Annotated in this window: 16 protein-coding genes; 10 read left to right on the top strand and 6 right to left on the bottom strand. The window is 59.7% G+C overall.

Translation table 11 applies throughout. The features are described 5' to 3' along the window. The first annotated feature begins 4 nt into the window (after nt 1-4). Both DWB85_RS12935 and DWB85_RS12940 read left to right on the top strand, forming a co-directional pair. Nucleotides 5-3751 (top strand): pilus assembly protein, encoded by a 3747-nt coding sequence (locus tag DWB85_RS12935; RefSeq protein ID WP_117955301.1) that lies wholly within the window; start codon nt 5-7, stop codon nt 3749-3751. After that, complete coding sequence (locus DWB85_RS12940; protein WP_117955304.1) at nt 3751-4227, top strand: type IV pilin protein; 477 nt, start codon at nt 3751-3753, stop codon at nt 4225-4227. Before DWB85_RS12935 ends, DWB85_RS12940 begins: the two co-directional genes overlap by 1 nt. Before the next feature lie 169 nt (nt 4228-4396). On the opposite strand, the gene DWB85_RS12945 is transcribed toward DWB85_RS12940, so the two are convergent. Next, entirely contained in the window at nt 4397-5776 is a 1380-nt protein-coding gene (locus tag DWB85_RS12945; RefSeq protein ID WP_117955307.1) for a sigma-54-dependent transcriptional regulator, read from the bottom strand. Further along, on the bottom strand, nt 5777-7393 hold the full coding sequence (locus DWB85_RS12950; RefSeq protein ID WP_239017325.1) for a sensor histidine kinase: 1617 nt from the start codon (nt 7391-7393) through the stop codon (nt 5777-5779). It abuts the gene before it with no gap. A gap of 136 nt (nt 7394-7529) precedes the next feature. Here DWB85_RS12950 and DWB85_RS12955 point away from each other — a divergent pair, with 136 nt between their 5' ends. Then, nucleotides 7530-9161, top strand: a complete 1632-nt coding sequence (locus tag DWB85_RS12955; RefSeq protein WP_117955310.1) for an NAD+ synthase — start codon at nt 7530-7532, stop codon at nt 9159-9161. Here DWB85_RS12955 and DWB85_RS12960 read toward each other — a convergent pair whose 3' ends face one another. Then, entirely contained in the window at nt 9162-10031 is an 870-nt protein-coding gene (locus DWB85_RS12960) for an outer membrane protein assembly factor BamD (protein ID WP_117955311.1), read from the bottom strand. 103 nt (nt 10032-10134) lie between these two features. On the opposite strand from DWB85_RS12960, the gene rluD reads away from it, so the two are divergent. The 3 genes from rluD to clpB all read left to right on the top strand — a co-directional run bounded on the left by rluD (nt 10135) and on the right by clpB (nt 14609). After that, on the top strand, nt 10135-11115 hold the full coding sequence (rluD, locus tag DWB85_RS12965; protein WP_117955314.1) for a 23S rRNA pseudouridine(1911/1915/1917) synthase RluD: 981 nt from the start codon (nt 10135-10137) through the stop codon (nt 11113-11115). Then, nucleotides 11096-11845, top strand: coding sequence for a peptidoglycan editing factor PgeF (pgeF, locus tag DWB85_RS12970; RefSeq protein ID WP_117955317.1), 750 nt, complete (start codon nt 11096-11098; stop codon nt 11843-11845). Before rluD ends, pgeF begins: the two co-directional genes overlap by 20 nt. 193 nt (nt 11846-12038) lie before the next feature. Then, nucleotides 12039-14609, top strand: a complete 2571-nt coding sequence (gene clpB, locus DWB85_RS12975) for an ATP-dependent chaperone ClpB (RefSeq protein WP_117955320.1) — start codon at nt 12039-12041, stop codon at nt 14607-14609. Nucleotides 14610-14647: 38 nt separating this feature from the next. Here the strand turns inward: clpB and DWB85_RS12980 are convergent, their stop codons facing one another. Both DWB85_RS12980 and DWB85_RS12985 read right to left on the bottom strand, forming a co-directional pair. Continuing rightward, the gene (locus DWB85_RS12980) at nt 14648-15103 is read right to left on the bottom strand and encodes a DUF4124 domain-containing protein (protein WP_117955323.1); all 456 of its coding nucleotides are present in this window, start codon (nt 15101-15103) and stop codon (nt 14648-14650) included. Nucleotides 15104-15125: 22 nt separating this feature from the next. Continuing rightward, entirely contained in the window at nt 15126-15572 is a 447-nt protein-coding gene (locus tag DWB85_RS12985) for a DUF4124 domain-containing protein (RefSeq protein WP_133300619.1), read from the bottom strand. Nucleotides 15573-16070: 498 nt separating this feature from the next. Here DWB85_RS12985 and DWB85_RS12990 point away from each other — a divergent pair, with 498 nt between their 5' ends. Then, nucleotides 16071-17816 carry an acetolactate synthase 3 large subunit gene (locus DWB85_RS12990; RefSeq protein WP_117955328.1) on the top strand — a complete coding sequence of 582 codons (1746 nt, stop codon included), beginning with the start codon at nt 16071-16073 and terminating at the stop codon, nt 17814-17816. 2 nt (nt 17817-17818) lie between these two features. Next, nucleotides 17819-18310 carry an acetolactate synthase small subunit gene (gene ilvN / locus DWB85_RS12995; protein WP_117955330.1) on the top strand — a complete coding sequence of 164 codons (492 nt, stop codon included), beginning with the start codon at nt 17819-17821 and terminating at the stop codon, nt 18308-18310. 279 nt (nt 18311-18589) lie between these two features. Here the strand turns inward: ilvN and ilvC are convergent, their stop codons facing one another. After that, nucleotides 18590-20062 carry a ketol-acid reductoisomerase gene (gene ilvC / locus DWB85_RS13000; protein WP_117955332.1) on the bottom strand — a complete coding sequence of 491 codons (1473 nt, stop codon included), beginning with the start codon at nt 20060-20062 and terminating at the stop codon, nt 18590-18592. Nucleotides 20063-20177: 115 nt separating this feature from the next. Here ilvC and ilvY point away from each other — a divergent pair, with 115 nt between their 5' ends. Then, nucleotides 20178-21083: an HTH-type transcriptional activator IlvY gene (gene ilvY, locus DWB85_RS13005; protein WP_117955334.1), complete on the top strand. Its 906-nt coding sequence runs from the start codon at nt 20178-20180 to the stop codon at nt 21081-21083. Between the two features lie 36 nt (nt 21084-21119). Then, nucleotides 21120-21980 (top strand): CDP-diacylglycerol--serine O-phosphatidyltransferase, encoded by an 861-nt coding sequence (pssA, locus tag DWB85_RS13010; protein ID WP_117955336.1) that lies wholly within the window; start codon nt 21120-21122, stop codon nt 21978-21980. Nucleotides 21981-22524 lie beyond the last annotated feature (544 nt).

A 22524-nucleotide genomic window follows, 5' to 3' on the forward strand; every position in this document is an offset into this window, starting at 1 on the left:
AGATATGAAACGTTCAATTGGCAAATGGTTAGGAATCTTTACCGTTTCTGGGCTGATCAGCATGCCGGTAGTGTTGGCAGATGATACTGAAATCTATCTCGGTATAAATGTCGATGAACGGATTAGGCCAATGGTGATGTTGACCATGGACCTCCGGGCCAATCTGGGCAGTACTGTTTGTTCGAATGTGGCGACCGACGCCTGCTTGAACACCCTGGCGCCAGAAGACGCCAACGGCAATCGCGACCGTCGACTCTATGAAGCCCTGGACCTGTTGACCTACGATCCAACTGGACTCATTGCAGAAACTGGTGCGGACGGTTACCCGGACTATGACCAAGCGGCTACTGAAGCCGGCTTGTTGGCCGAATGGAGCGGTATGAACGCAACGCTCTTCGACATTATCCGGGCTGCGTTTCAGGTGGTGCTGACCGAGCCGGCTATTCTTTCCGGGGATATGTTGCTCGGGATGATGATCACGCACGACGACAATACCAACAAATGCGACGGCGGACCGAATGCTATTCCTCCCGGCAATACCGCCGGTTGCAGTACGGGAGCCTACGTACTCAAGGGCTTCTTCAATCCTGCCAAACTTGATGCCGCCAGCGGCCTGCCGATACTTGACGCCCTGGGTTATCCGGAGCCTTCTGATGATTTGCAGGATATGTTCAGTCGACTGGCGGCTATCCCCGCTCCCAGCAGAGGCACATACGTCAACCCCTATCAGCTCAAGGAAATGTACTTTGAGTTTTACCGCTATATTCTGGGCGGCGACATGTACAGTGGCTGGCTGGGCTATGAGGACTTTGGCAGTGATATGCTCAATCTCAATGTCGGAGAGGCCGGGAGTTCACCGCTGGTTGATGATGACAAAGAATATCTACTCGCCCCGGATCCGGATACCTTCACAGGCAGCAAGCCCGATTACCACTACATATCCCCGTTTGAAAACCCCGGAGACTGGGCTTGTTCGTCTCTTTATATGGTAAACACCGCTTCCGGTGAGTACGAGAGTGGCCGGGATACTCAGGCGGACATCGCGATGCAGGCTTCGACCGCTAGCGGTGGTCTTGCCTTGGGAGCCAATCCAGATGCAGTAGATATCATCGCAGCGATGGCCGACACGGATCTGGCAAGTGCCGATCTGGGCGTGGACATCGAGGGTGACCAGTTCGTCAAGTCCTACTTTATCGTTGATGGACCAACCAGGCAGGAGAACCTCTGGGCCGTCGCCGGTAAAACGGATGTTGCTCTGGACCTGGGCAATCCAAGTGAGTTGATTGACCAATTATCCGATTTGCTGGGGGGAATTATCAGCGAAAGCTCCTCTCTCGTATCAGCCTCTGTTCCAGCCAACGTGTACAATCGTGCAGAGACTCTCGATAATTTGTTCCTGGCGATATTTCAGGCGGAAAAAGGGCCGCGCTGGCCAGGTAACATCAAGAAACTGAAAATCGTTGCCGTTCCTGAGTACGATACCGATGCCGAAGGTAATCAGGTGCTCGTCTCTTTGCGTACCGAAATCCAGGATGTGGATGGCGACCGCGCTTTTTCTGCAGAGGATGGCCGTATTGAACATTCAGCCCTGACTTACTGGACAGATCCCACCGGTAGTGATGTAACACCGGCTAATTGTGTGGACGGTCAATCCCCGCTGGAAGCCGAGGAGATATGCGAGAAGGATGGCAGGTCTGTGGAGCGCGGGGGAGCCGGACAGCAGATACCTGGCTTTTTGACGGATGTAAACTGTGTCGGGCCGGGTGCGCTCAATTCTGATACCTGCGCTAGAAAGTTGTATACCGAAAGCCCGACAGCGGCTAATAGTGTAATCCCGTTTAATTTCGATAGCACGACGGCGGACCTGCTAAAGACCTATCTTGATCAGGAGACGCCCGGTGATGCTGACGAGGCTGAGGAAGTTATCGGTTGGGCGCGAGGGCTTTATGACCGGGCCATAGACGGTAGCCGTATTCCTACCCAGCGCTGGATGATGGGGGATGCCATCCATTCGAAGCCCCTGGCCATCAACTACGGTGATACCGATGGCGCGGGTAGTTATGATCGTGAAAATCCCAATATCCACCTGTTCTTCGGCACCAATGACGGCTGGTTTCGCTCGATCAAGAATACCAATGCGGATGCTAATGGCTCTCAATCCGGCAAGGAAGCATGGGCGTTTATGCCGTTGGAGGTCATGCACAAACAACAGGTATTATCCAAGGATAATCAGCTGAAGAATGAGGACTTTCACCCCTACGGGGTTGACGGGCGCCCCGTTGCTTTGGTGATTGACACTGACTCTGACAGCAATGTGGAAGCGAATGACGGGGATAAAGTGTATGTGTATTTTGGCTTGCGTCGTGGCGGCAGTGCCTATTACGCGCTGGATGTGACCGACCCCACCAGCGCACCTTCCATGTTGTGGAAGATTACCAGCGCTGATCCAGGGTTTTCTGAATTGGGCTTAACATTCTCGACTCCTCAGGTGGCCAAGGTGAATTTTGATGGCAGCCAGAGGAACGTGCTGGTCTTTACTGCAGGCTACCATGGAGGATGGGATGCAACCGGAGCTACTCGAATTGGCAAGGACAATTTGCTAGAGCTGTCCACACCCACCCTGGACTCTGCAGCGATTGGGGGGGGCGTTGGTACGGCCATATATGTTGTAGATGCTGTGACCGGAGAGTTACTGTGGAAAGCCACGCACGGTGCGTCTTCCGGGCTTGCCCAGGCAGTGGGTGCGAACACTCCCGGAATTTATACCCATACGGACATGGATTACAGCATTCCATCAGACATCACTGTAGTCGATACCAACCAGAATGGGGTTATCGATCGAGGTTATGTCGGTGATGTTGGTGGGAATGTATGGCGAATCGATTTCCCCGAGCACAGTACGGGCGATAGTCGTGATAGCTGGCAAGTTAGTCGTTTGGCTGCTCTGGGTTCGAACAATTCCCCGACAATTATACGGTTTTTCCACGCGCCGGATGTCGTGTTTGCCAGAGACCAACAGAATACTGGCACCGTCGATTCTCCTCTGCTGGCTAAACGAGACTATGTGGGTGTCGTGATAGGTTCAGGAAATCGGGCCTATCCCAAATCTGATATGGCGAATATCAATTACATGTACTACATCAAAGATCCGATCCCGCATTTTGACGCTTTGGCGCTTGCCGCTTGGACTCCTATCAGTGCGCCGGGTAATCCGACCGCAGTGGCCAGTGGTGGGGTGCTGGATATTACGGATTGTGCCGGTGGCGACGAAGCTGCCTGTGGCTTTAACGATGAATTTACCAAGATAACCAATCTTACCAATGGCTGGGCCCTTAAGCTTGAGGAAGACGGTGAAAAGTCTTTATCGACACCCATTACTATTCAGGGAACTACCTATTTCACAACCTATTTGCCAGATGGAACGAGCGTCCAGGAAAGTTGTGCTCCTGCTCTGGGGACAGGTAGGCTATATGCCTTGAAGATAATGGATGCTACTCCGGCATTGGAATTAAGTGACGATATCAACGCTGTCGATAAGGTACAGCGTTATACTGATCTTGAGGTGCCGGGAATTCCCCCCGAACCTCCATTTATTACTCCTCCGCCTTACGATCACGATAACAATCCTGATACTCCTCCTTTATATGCCGACGACGAGGGTGCACTGGTGACTCCGGGTGGTGATATTCTCAGTATCAACGGTCGATTCATATGGAAGTCGTACTGGCGTGAGATAGGAGTGGATCGGTAATGAAAGTATCCAAGGGAGGGGTCGTCGGAACTGCGATAATGAAGCCAATGCCCCGGGTTGCCGGCTTTTCATTAATTGAAATGATGATAGTGTTGGTTGTGGCGGGAATACTCTTTTATGTCGCATTGCCCGCCTACCAGAACTCGGTGTTAAAAAGTAATCGGAATATTGCTCGGGGGACCTTGATGGATGTGGCTTCCAGAGAAGAGCAGCATTTTATCAATAATAAGGCTTATACGGATGCGTTAACTGCGCTGGGGTTACCGGCAAACTACTATCTGGACCGAAATGGCGATCAGTCAATCGCCGGGGATGCTATTTATATAGTGACACTGAGTACGGTTGGGGGAGGATATTCGATTACCGCGGCGCCACAGAACAAGCAGGTCAAGGACACGCGTTGTGGCTCTCTGACCTTGAATAACCTGGGCGTTAAGGGCGAAACCGGGACACTGGATCCTGAGGATTGTTGGTAGTCAGAATTGCTGCAGGATTCTGTTGGCGTGTTAAACACGCATCAGCCCAATGGAGTTAATGGCCTATTCAATGCGTCTGGACGCTGAATTTAATGAAAGTGGCAAGCGTGTGATCGTTATCAGCGATGGTACTGCAGCAGTGTTGTTGAGAGTAAGCTTAAGCGGATAATCAGTCTTCCAGTTCCAGCTTCTTCAGCCGGTAGCGCAAGCTGCGAAAGCTAATCCCCAGCAGCTTCGCCGTCGCCGTCTTGTTCCAGCGCTCCTGCTCCAGTGCCTTGCTGAGGATCTGTTTCTCGATGTCCTCAAGGTAGCCTTCCAGGTCGCCGTAGGCTTCCTCCACCGACCAGGTCTGGGTGCCTTCCTGGTCTGACTTGCGGGTGCGCGTTTGCGGACTGCGCGGGGACATTTGCGAGAATTGCAGGTCTCCCGCGCTGATGGTGCCGCCATCCGACAGGGCCAGGGAGCGTTCCAGGATGTTCTCCAGTTCGCGCACGTTCCCCGGGAAGGTATACTCCGCCAGCGCTTCCAGGGCGGAATCGTCCAGCTTCACGCCCTGTTCCCCGTGTTCACGGGAAATCCGCCTGATCAGTGCCGTGGCCAGCAGCGGCAGATCCTCGGCGCGCTCCCGCAGGCTGGGCACCTTTAGGTCGATCACATTGATCCGGTAGAACAGGTCGTTGCGGAACCGGCCGGCGTCGACCTCTGCCGCCAGATCCTTGTGGGTAGCGCTCAGCAGCCGCACGTCGGTGGGGATCTCCGCACTGCCGCCAACCGGCCGCACGGCTTTTTCCTGTATAGCCCGCAACAGCTTGACCTGCATGGCCAGCGGCAGGTCCGCCACCTCGTCCAGGAACAGGGTGCCGCCTGCCGCGGCCTGGAACAGCCCCGGCTTGTCGCTGGTGGCGCCGGTGAAGCTGCCCTTCACATGGCCGAAGAGTTCGCTTTCCATCAGGTCTGGGGGTATGGCGCCGCAGTTCACGGCGATAAAGTTGCCCGCCGCCCGGGGGCCGTTATTGTGAATGAGTCGTGCTACCACTTCCTTGCCGCTGCCCGACTCGCCGCGGATATGCACTGGCGCCTGGCTGCGGGCCAGTTTGGTTATCTGCTTGCGCAGCAGTTGGACTGACGGGGCGTTGCCGATCAGGTCCTGGTCCACGGCCTGGTTCAGGGGCGCGGTATCGCCGCCCAGTTGCAGTGCGCTGCTGACCAGGTTGCGCAGGGTTTCCAGCTCTATGGGCTTGCTGATGAAATCGAAGGCGCCCGCCTTGAGGGCGGTGATCGCGGTTTCCACGCTACCGTGGGCGGTAATCATGGCCACCGGGATGTGGGCGTGGTCCTGCTGGATGAATTCCACCAGGCTGATGCCGTTGCCATCGGGCAGTTTCATGTCGGTCAGGCACAGGTCGGGAGATACCTCGGTCACCATGTCGCGTGCCTCGCCCAGTGTCGCGGCGCTGAAGGTATCCAGACCCATGCGGCTGAGAGTGATATCCAGCAGTTCGCGGATATCCGGTTCGTCGTCAACAATCAGTACGCGCTGGGCGGTCATTTACAGGGCTCGTTGGTTAACTGAAATTCGGAAGCAGCTCTCACCCCTGTCCGTCGGGCGGTAGCTGAGGCTCGCGTTGTTGATTTCACACAATTCCTTGCACAGGTACAAGCCCATGCCGCTACCCTCGGCGACGGTGGTAAAAAAGGGTTCAAACAGTTTTGCCTGGTCTGAACGGGGGACGCCGGTGCCTTTATCAATGACATCGATATTCGCCTGGTGAGCGATAAAGTCCAGCGCGACCTGGATGCGGGCGGTTTCCCGGCCCGTGGCCCTGCCGCTGTGACGCAGGGCGTTGTCCAGCAGGTTGGTCATCACCCGCTCGAGATTTTCGGGGTCGAATTCGATCAGCAGGTCCTGGTATTGGCAGTCCACGGTGATGTCGGCTGGCTGGCTCAGTCCCTGCAGGTAGTTCGTGACATGATTCGTCGTCCAGTCCTGCAGGTTGATGAACTCCGGTTTGGGCGGTTCACGCCGGGAAATCTGCATCACGCTCTCGACTATCTGGTTGACCCGGCCGCAGTGGCTCTCGATGATTTCCGCCATACGCTTGTCGCCTGCTTCCAGGGTATCCGACTCCTGCAGTAGCTGGGCGGCGTGGCTGATAGCCCCCAGCGGGTTGCGAATTTCGTGGGCGATGGAGGCGGTCAGTCGTCCCAGCGAGGTGAGTTTCAGCGATTGTGCGTACTGGGTGACCGGCGTGTAGTCCTCGACGAACACCAGCGCGTCGCGGGTGCTGCTGGGTTGCAACTCGCGGAAGCGGGCGATAACCGGGGGCGCATCCTCCGACACCCGGAACGGGGTGGCCTTGTGATGGCCGCTGTCTTTCCAGTGCTGGTACTGGTAGGCCAATTCGGGGCAGTAGTCTGCCAGTTGTCGCCCCTGTTCCATGATTACCGGGCGTTCGGGCACCAGCAGGGTGGAGGCGGACTTGTTCATGACCCGCACCGTGCCATCGCCGTCCACGAGCAGGATTCCGGTATCCATATGCTGGACTATTTGCTCGTTGAGGCGCTGCAGGTCATAGAGATCGCTGGCGCGATTGCGCGCCAGTTCTTCCGCCCGGCCCAGCCGCTGGGCTACAATTTGCACCATCAGTGAGACCACGAAAATAAGAGCGCCGAGCAGGCCCGCGGGGAACAGGTCGGGAAATTCGCGCACCCCGGCCCAGATCAGCCACACCGTGTCGCCCAGCAGCGCCAGCGCGCTGAGGGCGGCGACGAGCGTCGCCAGGGTGCGATTGCTCACCAGTACCGCGCTGGCCGCCACGGTGATAATCAGCAACACCGGCAGCCCGCTGATCACACCGCCGCTGGCGTGGGACATGAGAATAATGCTGATGATGTCTAGCACGAATACGATCAGCATCATGCGCTGGTTCAGTCGCTTCGACAGGAAGCCCACCAGCGGCACGCTGGTGGCCAGGTGCAGGAGCGCCACAGAGACATAGAGTGCCGGGTGCAGTACGCCGACCAGTTGGCGGGTATTGGGGCTGACCAGCATGATCAACAGCACCAGTGACAACAGCGAGCGATAGGCCACGTAAATACGGAACAGGGCCTGGTTCTGCTGGCCGGAGGTGGCGGCGGGCCTGGTGAGGATCGCTGGTCGGTTCACGCTGGCGTTCTGCCTGTTATCTCTTTCCCTGTAATCCGGCTAGTGTATCAGGCATGGGGCAATTCAGACTGGCTTAAAGTGCCGGTTTTGCGGAAAATAGCGCCCCGTTCTTCCCTTCCAAGCATTGAGCAGTGATATGGCAAGCCTGAATATACTCATGGCCCAGATAAATACCCTCGTCGGTGACTTTGACGGCAATACCCAGCGCGTTCTTGACACCGTGGCCCGGGCGGTAAACAGGCATGAGCGGGCCGTGGTGGTTTTTCCAGAGCTCACTCTCAGCGGTTACCCGCCGGAAGACCTGCTGCTGCGGCCCAGTATCGCCCTGCGGGTGCAACAGTCGCTGGACCGGCTGTGTGCCGAGCTGCCGGCAAGCGCCTGGGTGGTGCTGGGTTACCCACGCCGGGATGGCAATGCCCTGTACAACGTGGCTGGGGTGATTCATGGCAACGAACTGGTGGCGGAGTACCGCAAGCATAGCCTGCCCAACTACGAGGTGTTCGATGAAAAGCGCTATTTTACGGCGGGCTCGGATCCCTGCGTGGTGGACGTTGATGGTGTGCAGGTGGGGCTCAGTATTTGCGAGGACATCTGGGAAATCGAACCTACCGCCGATGCCGCCGAAGCGGGGGCGGAGATATTGCTGAACATCAATTCGTCGCCCTATCACCGCGGCAAGCGCGACGAGCGCTGGAAGCTGGTGACAGAGCGGGCCCGCCAGGCGGCCTTTCCTATTGTTTATGTGAACCAGGTCGGCGGTCAGGACGAACTGGTCTTTGACGGCGGTTCTTTTGCGGTCACCGCCGACGGCAAGGTTGCCGCTGCCGCTCCCGGTTTCGAGGAGGGGGAGTACTGGCTGGACTACGATGGTGCCAACGAGAGCGAGCCCTTCAGCGGGCTTGCGCCATGCGAGCCGCCGGATGAAATAGAAGCGATCTGGAAGGCGCTGGTGCTGGGTGTGCGTGATTACGTCAACAAAAACCGCTTCAAGGGTGTGGTGCTCGGCCTGTCCGGGGGCGTGGATTCCGCGCTGACCCTGGCGGTGGCGGTGGATGCCCTGGGGCCGGAGCGGGTGGAGGCAGTAATGATGCCATTCCGCTATACCTCACAAATGAGCGTGGAGGATGCCGCCGAGCAGTCCGAAACCATGGGCGTGAGCCACAAGGTGATCTCCATCGAACCCATTTACGAGGCGTTCATGGCCAGCCTGGCCGAGGAATTTGCCGGCACCGCTGCTGACACCACCGAGGAGAACCTCCAGGCCCGCTGCCGGGGGGTGCTGTTGATGTCTATCTCCAACAAGAAGGGCTACCTGGTGCTGACTACCGGCAACAAGAGCGAAATGGCGGTTGGCTACTCCACCCTGTACGGCGACATGGCCGGTGGCTTTGATGTGCTCAAGGACTGCCCCAAGACGCTGGTGTTCGACCTTTGCCGCTACCGCAACACCCTGGGTCCCTGCATCCCGCAGCGGGTCATCGACCGTCCCCCCTCGGCGGAACTGGCCCCCGACCAGAAAGACGAGGACAGTCTGCCGCCCTACGAGGTGCTCGACCAGATACTGGAGATGTATGTGGAACGGGACATGAGCGCCGAGGCGATTATTGCGGCGGGAATGGATCGGGATCAGGTGCAGCGGGTGCTGCGGCTGGTGGATGTGAACGAATACAAGCGCCGCCAGGCCCCCATCGGCGTGCGCATTACCCGCCGTGGCTTCGGCCGCGACCGGCGCTACCCGATTACCTCAGGATGGCGGATCGGGGAGTAATTACAGCTTCGGTCGATTATCAAACTGCGGCGGTGTTGGCGGGAAGAACAGCCCGAAAGTCGCCTTGTTAATCCAGTTGCGCTGCAGGCCGTCCAGCGTATACACGCTCTTGAAGTTGCCGTTCTTGTCGATGTTCGGGTGGTCCGGATAGTTCAGGACGAGGATGTCGATGGTGTCCTGGGCCAGGTCATCCAGCCCCAGCAGGATGTAACCCTGGGCCATCACCGCCAGTCCGTCGGCCACCGCCGGGGTGCGCTGGAAGTTCTCCACCACATAGCGGCCGCGATTGGTAGCCGCCATGTAGGCGCCGCGGCGGAAGTAGTAGTTGGCTACCAGGATCTCGTGTCGGGCCAGCAGGTTGCGCAGGTGCACCATGCGTGCCCGGGCATCGGGCGCGTAGGGACTCTCGGGATAGCGCGACACCAGCTGGTTGAACTCAGCGAAAGCTTCCTTGGCCTGGCTGACGTCCCGCTCGGACTCATCGGTGGGCAGGAACCGGGCAAACAGATCCTCGTTGCTGGTGTAAGCGGCCAGGCCTTTCATGTAGTAGGCGTAGTCCACGTTGGGGTGGGCCGGGTGCAGGCGGATAAAGCGATCTGCGGCTTCCACGGCAGCCTCGCGCTCGTAGCCGTTGTAGTGGGCGTAGATGATTTCCAGCTGGGCCTGCTCGGCATACTTGCCGAAGGGGTAGCGCGACTCCAACAGCTGCAGGCTGCGCACCGCCAGGTCCCAGTTGCTGGACCTGAGGTAGCGCTGGGCTTCCTCGTAGATCTGTTGCTCGCCGGTATCGGCGGCGATGTCGGGCAATTCGTCATTGCCGGCGCAACCCACGATAGCGAGGCTGAGCAGGAAAACCAGGGCGTACTTCAAAATTATCTCACCAGTGTTGACCAGGTCGGCGTGCTAAGATGCACGCCAGCGCTTGAGGCGGCTATTTAACCACAGCCGGCAGGGCGCATAAACAGGAAAAGTGATGAGTGCAAGGATACAGCTGAAGGCCACCGTGCCCCCGGAATTGGACAACGACCGCCTGGACCAGGTGGCGGCCAAACTGTTCCCGGAGTATTCCCGTTCCCGGCTGCAGGGCTGGATCAAGCAGGGCGACCTGCTGGTGGATGGCGGCCAGCTGCGGCCCCGGGACAAGGTCCACCAGGGCGCCGAACTGAGCATAGACACCGAGCCCCAACAGGCGGTGGGCTGGCAGCCCCAGGGCCTGGAACTGGACATTATCCACGAGGATGAGCACATCCTGGTGCTGAACAAGCCCGCCGGGCTGGTGGTGCACCCTGCCGCCGGCCACGCCGATGGTACATTGGTCAATGCGCTGCTGGCCCATTGCCCGGAGATGGCGCAGCTGCCCCGTGGCGGCATCGTCCACCGCCTGGATATGGACACCTCCGGTATTATGGTTGCCGCCAAAAGCCTGCTGGCCCACCAGGACCTGGTGGCCCAGCTGCAGGCGCGCAGCGTCAAGCGTGAATACCTGGCGGTCTGTATAGGGGTGATGACGGGCGGTGGCACCGTTGACGAAGCTATCGGCCGCCACCCCAAACAACGCAAGAAAATGGCCGTGTTGGCGGTGGGCGGCAAGCCGGCCATCACCCACTACCGGGTGATTCGGCGCTTTGGCCACCACACCCGGATTGCGGTCAAGCTGGAAACCGGTCGCACCCACCAGATCCGGGTGCATATGGCTCACAAGCACTATCCACTGGTGGGCGACCCAACCTACGGCGGCAGGCCCAAAATCCCCAAAGGGGCTTCTGACGAGCTTATCGCCGCCCTGCGCGGCTTCCCGCGCCAGGCCCTGCACGCCCGGGCACTGGGTCTGTACCATCCCGAGTCCGGCGAGGAAATGCAGTTCGAGTGTCCGCTGCCCGATGATATACAGGCGCTGCTGGCCGTGCTGGAACGGGAAGACCCGGTGATCAACGATGACGCCAGCCTTTATTGAACCCGGCTGGCACCTGCCGGGGGTGACTGCGCTGGCCACCACCCGGGCCGGCGGCAGCAGCGCCGCGCCCTTTGCCAGTTTCAACCTCGGGGACCATGTGGGTGACGATGCCCGCGCGGTAGCGGCCAATCGCCGTGCCTTGCTGGCCGCGCTGCCCGCGGGTTCGGTGATCCAATGGTTGCAGCAGGTACACGGCAAGCGGGTGGTCAGGGCCGGGGAGGGCGATTGCCCTGAGGCGGGCTGTCCCGAGGCCGATGCCTGCTGGAGCGACCAGCCGGGCATGGCCTGCGCGGTGATGACGGCGGACTGTCTGCCGGTCCTGCTCGCCGCGGAAGACGGCCAGGTGGTGGCCGCCGCCCACGCGGGCTGGCGCGGCCTGCTCGCCGGGGTACTGGAAGCGACGGTGGCCGCCATGGGTGTGGATCCGATGCGCCTGCTGGCCTGGCTGGGCCCGGCCATTGGCCCCGCGGCCTTTGCAGTGGGGCCGGAGGTGCGAGAGGCCTTCGTCGAGCGGGACCCGGTAGGCAGCGCCTTTATGCCAGCGGCGCAACCGGGAAAGTACCTGGCCAATCTCTACCAGCTGGCCCGCTATCGCCTGGCCCAGGCGGGCGTGAATCGTATCCATGGCGGCGACCGCTGTACCTACTCCGAGGCGGACCAGTTCTTTTCCTACCGCCGGGACGGCAAAACCGGGCGTATGGCCGCGGTAATTGTGGTTAATCCCCAGTAGCGCTCATCCCCGCCTCGAAAAGCCGTCATCCCGGGCCCGAAAACCCGTCATCCCCGGGGGGGATGATGTGTCTGGCGTGTGCAGGGGGTGTCATAGGGGGTCTTGAATTCCCCGATATTGGCCTCATATAACTCCCCACAAGTGAAATATGGCCAAACCGGGCCCCTACCGGCAGGCAAGGAGCAAACAAGACATGCGAATGGACAAACTGACCAACCAGCTGCAATCCGCACTGGCTGACGCCCAGTCACTGGCACTGGGCAAGGACCACAATTTTATTGAGCCGGTGCACCTGCTGGGCGCCTTGCTGGAACAACGGGCCGGTTCTGCCCGACCCCTGCTGCAAAAGGCCGGGGCTGACCTGAACAACCTGCGCGCTGAGGTGCAGGGTGCTATCGACGCCCTGCCCACGGTAAGCGGCACCGAAGGTGACGTGCACGTCTCCCAGGACCTCGGTCGCATACTCAACGTGACCGACAAGCTCGCCCAGCAGGGCGGGGATACCTATATTTCCAGTGAACTGGTGTTGCTGGCCATGCTGGAAAGCAAAAACAGGGCCGGTGAGCTGCTCAAGCAGTGCGGCGTGACTCCTGCCGCCCTGAAAACCGCCATCGACGAGGTGCGCGGCGGCGAGGCGGTGAACAACCCGGAAGCGGAGGAATCCCGCCAGGCGCTGGAGAAGTACACCATCGACCTTACCGAGCGCGCCGAGCAGGGCAAGCTGGACCCGGTGATCGGCCGTGATGACGAGATCCGCCGCACCATCCAGGTCTTGCAGCGCCGCACCAAGAACAACCCGGTACTGATCGGTGAACCCGGCGTGGGTAAAACCGCCATCATCGAGGGGCTGGCCCAGAGGGTGATTAACGGCGAGGTACCCGAGGGGCTGAAGGACAAGCGCATTCTCTCCCTGGACCTGGGCTCCCTGCTGGCCGGTGCCAAGTTCCGCGGCGAATTCGAGGAACGCCTGAAAGCAGTGCTCAATGAGCTGTCCAAGGAAGAGGGTAGAGTAATCCTGTTCATCGATGAGTTGCACACCATGGTCGGCGCCGGTAAGGCCGAGGGCTCCATGGACGCGGGTAATATGCTCAAGCCCGCCCTGGCCCGTGGCGAGCTGCACTGCGTCGGTGCCACTACCCTGGACGAGTACCGCAAGTATGTGGAGAAGGACGCGGCGCTGGAGCGCCGCTTCCAGAAGGTACTGGTAGACGAACCCAACGAGGAAGACACCATTGCCATCCTCCGGGGCCTGAAAGAGCGCTACGAGGTGCACCACGGTGTGGACATTACCGACAGCGCGATTATCGCGGCGGCCAAGCTGTCCCAGCGCTACATTACCGACCGCCAGCTGCCGGACAAGGCCATCGACCTGGTGGACGAGGCCGCCAGCCGTATTCGCATGGAAATCGACTCCAAGCCCGAGGCCATGGACAAACTGGAGCGCCGGCTGATCCAGCTCAAGATCGAGCGCGAGGCGGTGAAAAAGGACGAGTCCGCCACGGAACAGGTCAAGCGGCTGGACGAGCAGATCAAGAAAGTTGAACGCGAGTTCTCCGACCTCGAGGAAATCTGGAAGGCGGAGAAAGCGTCCCTGCAGGGCAGTGCCCAGGTCAAGAGCGAGCTGGAACAGGTCAAGCTGGAACTGGAAGCGGCCCGCCGCGCGGGTGATCTTACCCTGATGTCGGAACTGCAGTACGGGCGTCTGCCGGAGCTGGAAAAGCAGCTCGAGCAGGCCCAGGAAGCGGAAACCGCCGAGCGCACCCTGCTGCGCAACAAGGTGACCGAGGAAGAGGTGGCCGAAGTGGTTTCCCGCTGGACCGGTATTCCTATTTCCAAGATGCTGGAGGGCGATCGCGAGAAACTGCTGCGCATGGAAGATTCCCTGCACGGCCGGGTGGTCGGCCAGGACGAGGCCGTGGTGGCGGTATCCAACGCGGTGCGCCGTTCGCGCGCCGGACTGTCGGACCCCAACCGCCCCAACGGCTCCTTCCTGTTCCTCGGCCCCACCGGCGTCGGTAAAACCGAGCTGTGCAAGGCGCTGGCCGAGTTCCTGTTCGATTCCGAGCAGGCCATGGTGCGCATCGATATGTCCGAGTTCATGGAGAAGCACTCCGTGGCCCGGCTGATCGGGGCGCCCCCCGGCTATGTTGGTTATGAGGAGGGCGGTTACCTGACCGAGGCCGTGCGCCGTCGTCCCTACTCGCTGCTGCTGCTGGACGAAGTCGAAAAGGCCCACCCGGATGTGTTCAACATCCTGCTGCAGGTGCTGGAGGACGGTCGCCTGACCGACGGCCAGGGTCGTACCGTCGACTTCCGTAACACGGTGATCGTAATGACCTCCAACCTGGGCTCCCACCTGATCCAGGAAATGGCCGGTGAGGAGAACTACGACAAGATGAAGGCCGCGGTGATGGAGGTGGTCGGCAGCCACTTCCGCCCGGAGTTCATCAACCGCGTTGACGAGTCAGTGGTGTTCCACCCGCTGCAACAGAGCCAGATCCGCGGCATCGCCGACATCCAGCTGCGCGGCCTGCAGGCCCGCCTGGCGGAACGCGAGCTGAGCCTGGAACTGTCAGAAGGGTTCATGGAGCACCTGACCGAAGCCGGCTTCGACCCGGTGTACGGTGCAAGGCCGCTCAAGCGGGCGATCCAGCAGGAACTGGAGAACCCCCTGGCCCAGCGGATTCTGGCGGGGGAATTCAGTGCAGGGCAGATGATATCGGTGTCACTGGACGAAAACGGTGTCGTTTTCTCTTGCAACTGATCGCGAGAGTCTTTCAAGGGGAGGGTACGGCGAGCTGGTCATGGGCAGTGAGTTGCAATTGCAGCTTCTGCCTTGGCGATCTCCGTCTCTCGCTCTTCATTGGAGAGAAAGCGAAATTGTCCCTCCTCATCGCGTAATCTGATTCTCGGTGCACTAGTCAGTGTTTCGAGATTTTCTGTAGCTCGTTTACAGTATTCAGGGTTTTTGACGGTATTTTTTTCTTGTACTTGTTGCTGTTCAAATTCATTGCCCACCCGTGGTGTCGCTTCAGCCGGTACGGCACCTTCCTCTGCGGCGACGACGCGTTTCAGTCCAGAGCCGGTAGTGATCACCTCGTAGTCAATTCCCTTGGGTGGCGGCCGGTCGCTGTGTACGGGGTTGCCTCTCTCATTCAGCCAGCGATAGTGGGTTGTACCTGCGATAACTTCGCTGGAGAGAGGTGCCAGGTAGAGCAACGTGGCTATGAACAAGGTGCTTGATTGTAATCGGGGCATTTTATCGTCTCCGCTGGAGTGACTAGGGGCAGTATCTCTCGATGATTGTCAAGTTTGTCTCGCGCTGGGCGGCACGCTCATCATCGGTGATATACCGCATTTCTCCATTTTCATCTGCCATGCGAATGCGAGGTGCCCGGTCAATCAGCTCAAGGTTCTTGCGGGCATTTTCACAGTACTCGGGGTTCTCTTCGTAAACCGTTTTTGAGGTCTCCGGGGGTGGGGCTGGTTTAGGCCGCGGCTTCGCCACCACCGGTTCCGGTGCCGGCTCCCCCTCGACTCTCCTCACCACACTGGAGTCGGTAGCGATGGCCTCATACTCGGTGCCTGTGGGCGGCGGCCGGTCACTCATCACTATGTTGCCCTCGCTGTCTTTCCAGCGGTAGAGGGTGGCATCCGCTACCACATTCATACTGGCCACGAGTAGTCCGGCGACCATGGCCACTGCCCCTGCTATGCGCTTGCTCAAACCCTAACTCCCTAATTTTTATAGGAATGCTCAGTATAAAAGTAAACCACCCATGGCAATACGGCAATCTTGTAAAATGTGCTGAAAGCCATAGCAGGCCCCGCGACTGTTGACTTTACGCCGGTTTCTGCCAAGATTGCAGCCGTCTTGCAAATGGCAACGGCTAACGTCGAGTACCCTCGGCCTCTGGTCCACTGGTTTGATCCGATTATTCATTCCAGCTGTTTGTGAGTCCCGTATTCAATCTGGGCCGCACCGGCCAGGTTGAGGGCCAGACACTGCGCTACCCCGCAGGGCGACCGATACACGGGTTCGTGATCGATTAATCCCTGGTGGAGCGTCCCTCCCGGGGGCGGATTGCGACGTGTATCGAGCTCGACGAAGGGGGTGGCGTGGCCAGCCGAGTACCGGTCCCAGGTATTCGCTCTCGCAACGACCACACATACTGAAGAATCGCACCGGCGAGGGTTACGCGTCGGGCGCTTTAGGAGAAATGCTGTGGAATTGTTATCCGGCGGTGAAATGATCGCCCGCGCACTGGAAGACGAGGGCGTTGAGTACGTTTTCGGTTATCCCGGGGGCGCGGTACTACACATATATGACGCCCTGTTCAAGGACTGTAAGGTGCCCCACATCCTGGTGCGCCACGAGCAGGCGGCTACCCATGCGGCGGATGCCTACGCTCGCGCCACCGGCAAGCCCGGCGTGGTACTGGTGACCTCAGGCCCCGGCGCCACCAACGCCATTACCGGTATTGCCACCGCCTACATGGATTCCATTCCCATGGTGGTGTTCTCCGGCCAGGTACAGAGTCACCTGATCGGTGAGGACGCCTTCCAGGAGACCGACATGATCGGCATCTCCCGCCCCATCGTGAAGCACAGCTTCATGGTGAAGAGTGCCGAGGACATCCCGGCGACAATCAAGAAAGCCTTCCATATTGCCGCCACTGGCCGCCCCGGTCCGGTGGTCATCGATATACCCAAGGACATTACCCGCCCGGACGAGAAGTTTGAGTACCACTACCCGGAGTCGGTGAAGATGCGTTCCTACGCCCCGGCCCAGCGTGGCCACACCGGCCAGATCAAGAAAGCCGCCCGCATGTTGCTGGCCGCCAAGCGTCCGGTCATCTACGCCGGCGGCGGCGTCATCCAGGGAGAGGGCAGCGATCTGTTGACCCGCCTGGCCCAGGACCTCAATTACCCGGTGACCAATACCCTGATGGGCCTCGGCGCCTATCCGGGGTCGGACCGGCAGTTCCTGGGCATGCTCGGCATGCACGGTTTTTACGAGGCCAACATGGCCATGCACCACGCCGATGTCATCCTGGCGGTAGGGGCGCGCTTCGACGACCGGGTGACCAACACGGTGAGCAAGTTCTGCCCGGGAGCCAAGATTATCCACATCGATGTGGACCCGGCGTCTATCTCCAAGACGGTGCGGGCTGATATCCCCATCGTGGGTCCGGTGCAGTCGGTGCTCACGGAAATGCTGGCGCAGATAGAGCAGATCCGGGAAAAGGACGGCGACCTGCCCGACGCGGGCGCAGTGGAGCGCTGGTGGAAGCAGATCGATGAATGGCGCGCCTCCCACGGCCTGCTGACCGGTCGTCGCTACCGCGAGAGCGACATGATAATGCCCCAGCAGGTGATCGAGAGCCTGTACCGGGCCACCGATGGCGATGCTTACGTCACCTCTGATGTGGGCCAGCACCAGATGTTCGCTGCCCAGTATTACCGTTTCGACAAGCCGCGCCGCTGGATCAATTCCGGCGGCCTGGGCACCATGGGCTTCGGCCTGCCCGCGGCCATCGGCGTGAAGCTGGCCTTCCCCGATGCCGACGTGGCCTGTGTCACCGGCGAGGGCAGTATCCAGATGAACATCCAGGAGCTGTCTACCGCGACCCACTACAAGACACCGGTAAAAATCATCAACCTGCGCAACAACTACCTGGGCATGGTGAAGCAGTGGCAGGATATGCAGTATGAAAGCCGCTACTCCCAGGTGACCTACGCCGATTCCCTGCCGGACTTCGTCAAGCTGATGGAGGCCTACGGGCACGTGGGCATGCAGGTGACCAAGCTTGAGGACCTGGACGCCGCCATGGAGGAGGCCTTTGCCCTGAAGGACCGCACGGTGTTTGTGGATGTGCTTATCGACCGTATGGAGCATGTATACCCCATGCATATCGCCCCCAACGGCTCGATGAAAGACATGTGGCTTTCCAAGAACGAGAGGACCTGATGATGAGACGCATACTATCGATGCTCATGGAAAACGAGCCCGGTGCGCTGTCACGGGTGGTAGGCCTGTTTGCCCAGCGCGGCTATAACATTGAAACCCTCAACGTGGCGGCGACCGACGACCCGACCCTGTCGCGCCTGACCCTCACCACCATCGGCGATGACCTGCACATCGAGCAGGTCACCAAGCAGCTCAACAAGCTGGTGGATGTGGTGAAGGTGGTCGACCTGTCCGAGGGCGCCCACGTGGAGCGCGACCTGATGCTGATCAAGGTGCGCGCCACCGGTATCGCCAGGGACGAGGTCAAGCGCACCACCGATATCTTCCGCGGCCAGATCGTGGATGTAGGGCCGAACGTGTACACCATCCAACTGGTAGGCACTTCCGACAAGCTGGATTCCTTCGTCGCCGCCATGACTGACGTGGATATCCTGGAAGTGGTGCGCTCCGGTGTGGCGGGGATCTCTCGTGGGGAGAAGGTCCTGAGTTTGTAGCTACCACCGGGTCATCCCGGCGCACGCCGGGATCCATTCCCGGGAACTGGTCACATCGACGGAATGGATTCCGGCTTACCCCAGGGCACCTTCTCTTGCGCCTGCGGCGCAATTCACATTGTACCCCAGGGCACCTTCTCTTGCGCCTGCGGCGTAATTCACCTTGTACCCCAGGGCACCTTCTCTTGCGCCTGCGGCGCAATTCACCTTGTTCGCCGGAATGACGGCAGCACAAAAAAGGGGCCCACAACAGGCCCCTTCTTCATTTCCGCACAGCGATCAAACAATCTTCTTCATCGCCGTCATATAACCCCGCAGTTCCTCGCCGATAATCTCAACCGGGTGGTTGCGAATGGCGCGATTGACGGCAATCAGTTCGACGTTGTCGACGCCGTTGTCGCCGCCAATGCCCCTGCCGATCACGTCGGTGTCGATCTTGGCCATGAAATCCTGCAGCAGCGGGCGGCAGGCGTGGTCGAACAGGTAGCAGCCGTACTCGGCGGTGTCGGAGATCACCACATTCATCTCATACAGCTTCTTGCGGGCGATGGTATTGGCGATCAGCGGCGTCTCATGCAGGGACTCGTAGTAAGCCGACTCTTCCTTGATGCCCGCCTGCACCATGACCTCAAAGGCCAGCTCGACGCCTGCCTTGCACATGGCAATCAGCAGGATGCCGTGGTCGTAGTATTCCTGCTCGGGAATGTCCTGGTCGGTGTTTTCGGCATTCTCGAACGCGGTTTCCTGGGTGGCGGCGCGCCACTTCAGCAGGTTGGCGTCGTCATTGGCCCAGTCTGCCATCATGGTGCTGGAGAACTCGCCGGACATGATGTCGTCCTGGTGCTTCTCGTAGAGGGGACGCATGATGTCTTTCAGTTCCTCTGCCAGGTGGAAGGCACGCACCTTGGCCGGGTTGGACAGGCGGTCCATCATGTTGGTGATACCGCCGTGCTTGAGGCCTTCGGTGACGGTCTCCCAGCCGTACTGGATCAGCTTGGAGGCATAGCCGGGTTCGATGCCCTTTTCCACCATTTTGTCGAAGGACAGGATCGCTCCGGTTTGCAGCATGCCGCAAAGAATAGTCTGTTCGCCCATCAGGTCGGACTTCACCTCGGCGATGGGGGAGGACTCCAGCACGCCGGCGCGGTCGCCACCGGTACCCGATGCCAGGGCCTTGGCGATATCCATGCCTTCACCCTTCGGATCGTTCTCACGGTGCACAGCAATCAGGGTGGGAACGCCAAAGCCGCGCTTGTATTCTTCCCGTACCTCGGTGCCCGGGCACTTGGGGCACATCATGACCACGGTGATGTCCTTGCGGATCTGCATGCCTTCTTCCACCAGGTTGAAGCCGTGGGCGTAATCCAGGCAGGCGCCTTCCTTCATCAGCGGCATGACCGCATTGACCACGCTGGTGTGCTGCTTGTCGGGGGTGAGGTTCATCACTACATCGGCGCTGGGAATGAGCTCCTCGTAAGTGCCCACGGTAAAACCGTTCTCGCTGGCGTTTTTCCACGACTGGCGCTGCTCGACAATGGCGCTTTCCCGCAGAGCGTAAGCAACGTCGAGGCCGGAATCACGCAGGTTCAGGCCCTGGTTCAGGCCCTGGGCGCCGCAGCCGACAATGACGATTTTTTTGCCCTTGAGGTAGTTGCAGCCGTCGGCGAATTCGCTGCGATGCATAAAGCGGCACTTGCCCAGCTCTTCCAGCTGCAGGCGCAGGGGGAGGGTGTTGAAGTAGTTCTGGCCCATTTGATGGATCTCCAGGGTTTGTTGATTGAGGTGGTGAACAATACGGTAATAAAGCACTTGCGTAAAACGCTATTAAGTAGATACAGTGTTGCCTTTAGAGCAACAGGGGCGAGCCATGGACACGCGGGCGCTGGCCGTTTTTCTCTCGGTCGCGGAGACCCTGAATTTTAGTCGCAGCGGGCAAAACCTCCACATGAGCGTGTCGGCGGTCAGCCGCACCGTGGCCCGGCTGGAGCAGGAAGTGGGCCAACCCCTGTTTGAGCGGGACCGGCGCCGGGTCAATCTCACTCGCGCCGGGCGCGAGTTTCGTGAGTATGCCCGGCGCTCACTGGCCGAGTGGCAGCAACTGCAGCGCAAACTGGGTCGTGATGGCGAGCTGGCTGGCGAGGTCAGCCTCTATTGCTCGGTGACGGCCAGTCACACATTGCTGGCGCCGATACTGGCCGCCCTGCGCGGTACCTATCCCTCGCTGGAACTGATGATGCACACCGGCGACCAGGCAGACGGCATTGGCCGGGTGCTGGAAGGACAGGATGACCTGGCGGTCACCATCCGTCCGCTGAATTTGCCCTCGCGGCTCGATTACCTGCCGCTGGTGGAATCGCCCCTGCAGTTTTGCATGCCGGCATCTGACTGCCAGGCCCGTGAGCGGGTGCTGGCAGGCCAGGCCGCGGGTGCGGTCGACTGGGAAGACCTGCCGTTGATTGTGCCGGAGCGCGGGACGACCAAGGAACTGCTGGACGACTGGTTGCGGGAGCGCGGCGTCCGCCCGCAGATCTATGCCCAGGTCGCGGGTCATGAGGCGATCGTGGCCATGGTGAGTCTGGGACTTGGCATTGGCATTGCTCCACAGCTGGTGATCGAATCCAGCGGCCTGGGCAGCGGTGTGGACACTGTGCCGGTGACAGAGGGTCTGCCGTCGCTCTCCATCGGATTGGCTGCGCTGCGACAGCGGCTCGCCAGCCCGCTGGTGCGGGCGCTTTGGGAGGTGGCCGGGCAGACCTACCCGGTCCCTGTTTGATACACTAAGCACTTTACTACTGGCGAGACAGTAACGATGGACGAGCAGGAAGCGAACAAGCCGGACACCGAGACCCCGGACGCTGAGAAGCCAACAGTCCCTCCCGGCGTTTCCGCACCGCTGGACATCCTGGTAGACGAGCACGAAGAGGAAGTATCCGAGAATGGCGAGTCCGTGCGCCGCCAGGGTATTTTCCTGCTGCCTAACCTGTTCACCACCGGCGGCCTGTTCGCCGGTTTTTATGCGGTGATCGCCGCCCTGCGCGGTGACTTTGACGCCGCACCAATTGCCATTCTCGCCGCCCTGGTGCTGGACGGGCTGGACGGGCGTATCGCTCGCATGACCAATACCCAGAGCAAGTTCGGCGCCGAGTACGACAGCCTGGCGGACATGGTGTCGTTCGGCGTGGCGCCAGCGCTGGTGATGTTCAGCTTCGCCCTGGGAGAGCTGGGCAAGTTTGGCTGGAGCGCCGCGTTTATCTATGTCGCCTGCGCCGCTCTCCGGCTAGCCCGTTTCAACACCCAGATCGATACCGCCGACAAGAACTTCTTCACTGGCCTGGCCAGCCCCTCGGCGGCCTGCGTGATTGTCAGTGCTGTCTGGGTATGCAGCGACATGGGCCTGGTCGGCGCCGACCTGCCGGGGGAGGTGGCGGTGCTGCTGGCCTGCCTTACCGCTATCATCGGGATCCTGATGATCGCCAACTTCCCCTACAACAGTTTCAAGGGCATCGATTTCCACGGGCGGGTGCCTTTCGTGGTGATGATCATTATCGTGCTGATCTTTGGCCTGGTAACGCTCGACCCGCCGCTGATCCTGCTGATTGCCTCCCTGGCCTACGCGGTATCCGGTCCAGTCAACATGGTGCTGGGCCGGCGTAAAAAGGCCCGGGGCTGACCCGGGCTCACGACGTCGGCCAGCGCTGCATACCGCGTGCTGGTCAAGCCTCGTAGTGGCAATCGGCGACGAAGTTTTTCACCCGGTTTTGGCGTTTGCTGTTGCGTCCCGGGCGGCTGCCCGTGTATAGTCCGCGCCGCTTTGATGCGTTACGGAGGCAGGCCTGAAACGGCCGTTTCAGGCTAAAAAACAGGCAGCTATCCAGCCCCTGTAAAAAACCTGAAATATTTTTCCAAAAGCCCTTGCGGGGCAGGAAACGATCCGTATAATGCGCATCCTCGGTTGGGGGGAGCCCTTCACCGAAAACTCAAAACCCTGGCGGTTTGAGTGTTGCTTAACAAGAAGACGAAGACAGATGTGTGGGCACTTGTTGGGATAGTTGATCACGACTATTCAGACACAACAAGTGACCATTGATTCATAGTTTTATGGAACATTGATTTCGAATTGTGTCTGAGCCGAGATTTTGGATGTTGAAGCGGGGTTAACCGCGTAAACATCTCCTCTTGTCCCTGGTGGCAGAGGTAAAAGATTGAACTGAAGA

The organism is Seongchinamella sediminis, from assembly GCF_003457605.1.
GTDB lineage: Bacteria > Pseudomonadota > Gammaproteobacteria > Pseudomonadales > Halieaceae > Halioglobus > Halioglobus sediminis.

Coding starts and splice junctions, on each gene's coding strand:
- DWB85_RS12935 (WP_117955301.1), top strand. CDS start 5: ATGAAACGTTCAATTGGCAAATGGTTAGGAATCTTTACCGTTTCTGGG.
- ilvY (WP_117955334.1), top strand. CDS start 20,178: ATGGACACGCGGGCGCTGGCCGTTTTTCTCTCGGTCGCGGAGACCCTG.
- pgeF (WP_117955317.1), top strand. CDS start 11,096: ATGACGCCAGCCTTTATTGAACCCGGCTGGCACCTGCCGGGGGTGACT.
- DWB85_RS12945 (WP_117955307.1), bottom strand. CDS start 5,776: ATGACCGCCCAGCGCGTACTGATTGTTGACGACGAACCGGATATCCGC.
- rluD (WP_117955314.1), top strand. CDS start 10,135: ATGAGTGCAAGGATACAGCTGAAGGCCACCGTGCCCCCGGAATTGGAC.
- pssA (WP_117955336.1), top strand. CDS start 21,120: ATGGACGAGCAGGAAGCGAACAAGCCGGACACCGAGACCCCGGACGCT.
- DWB85_RS12955 (WP_117955310.1), top strand. CDS start 7,530: ATGGCAAGCCTGAATATACTCATGGCCCAGATAAATACCCTCGTCGGT.
- ilvN (WP_117955330.1), top strand. CDS start 17,819: ATGAGACGCATACTATCGATGCTCATGGAAAACGAGCCCGGTGCGCTG.
- clpB (WP_117955320.1), top strand. CDS start 12,039: ATGCGAATGGACAAACTGACCAACCAGCTGCAATCCGCACTGGCTGAC.
- ilvC (WP_117955332.1), bottom strand. CDS start 20,062: ATGGGCCAGAACTACTTCAACACCCTCCCCCTGCGCCTGCAGCTGGAA.
- DWB85_RS12980 (WP_117955323.1), bottom strand. CDS start 15,103: ATGCCCCGATTACAATCAAGCACCTTGTTCATAGCCACGTTGCTCTAC.
- DWB85_RS12940 (WP_117955304.1), top strand. CDS start 3,751: ATGAAAGTATCCAAGGGAGGGGTCGTCGGAACTGCGATAATGAAGCCA.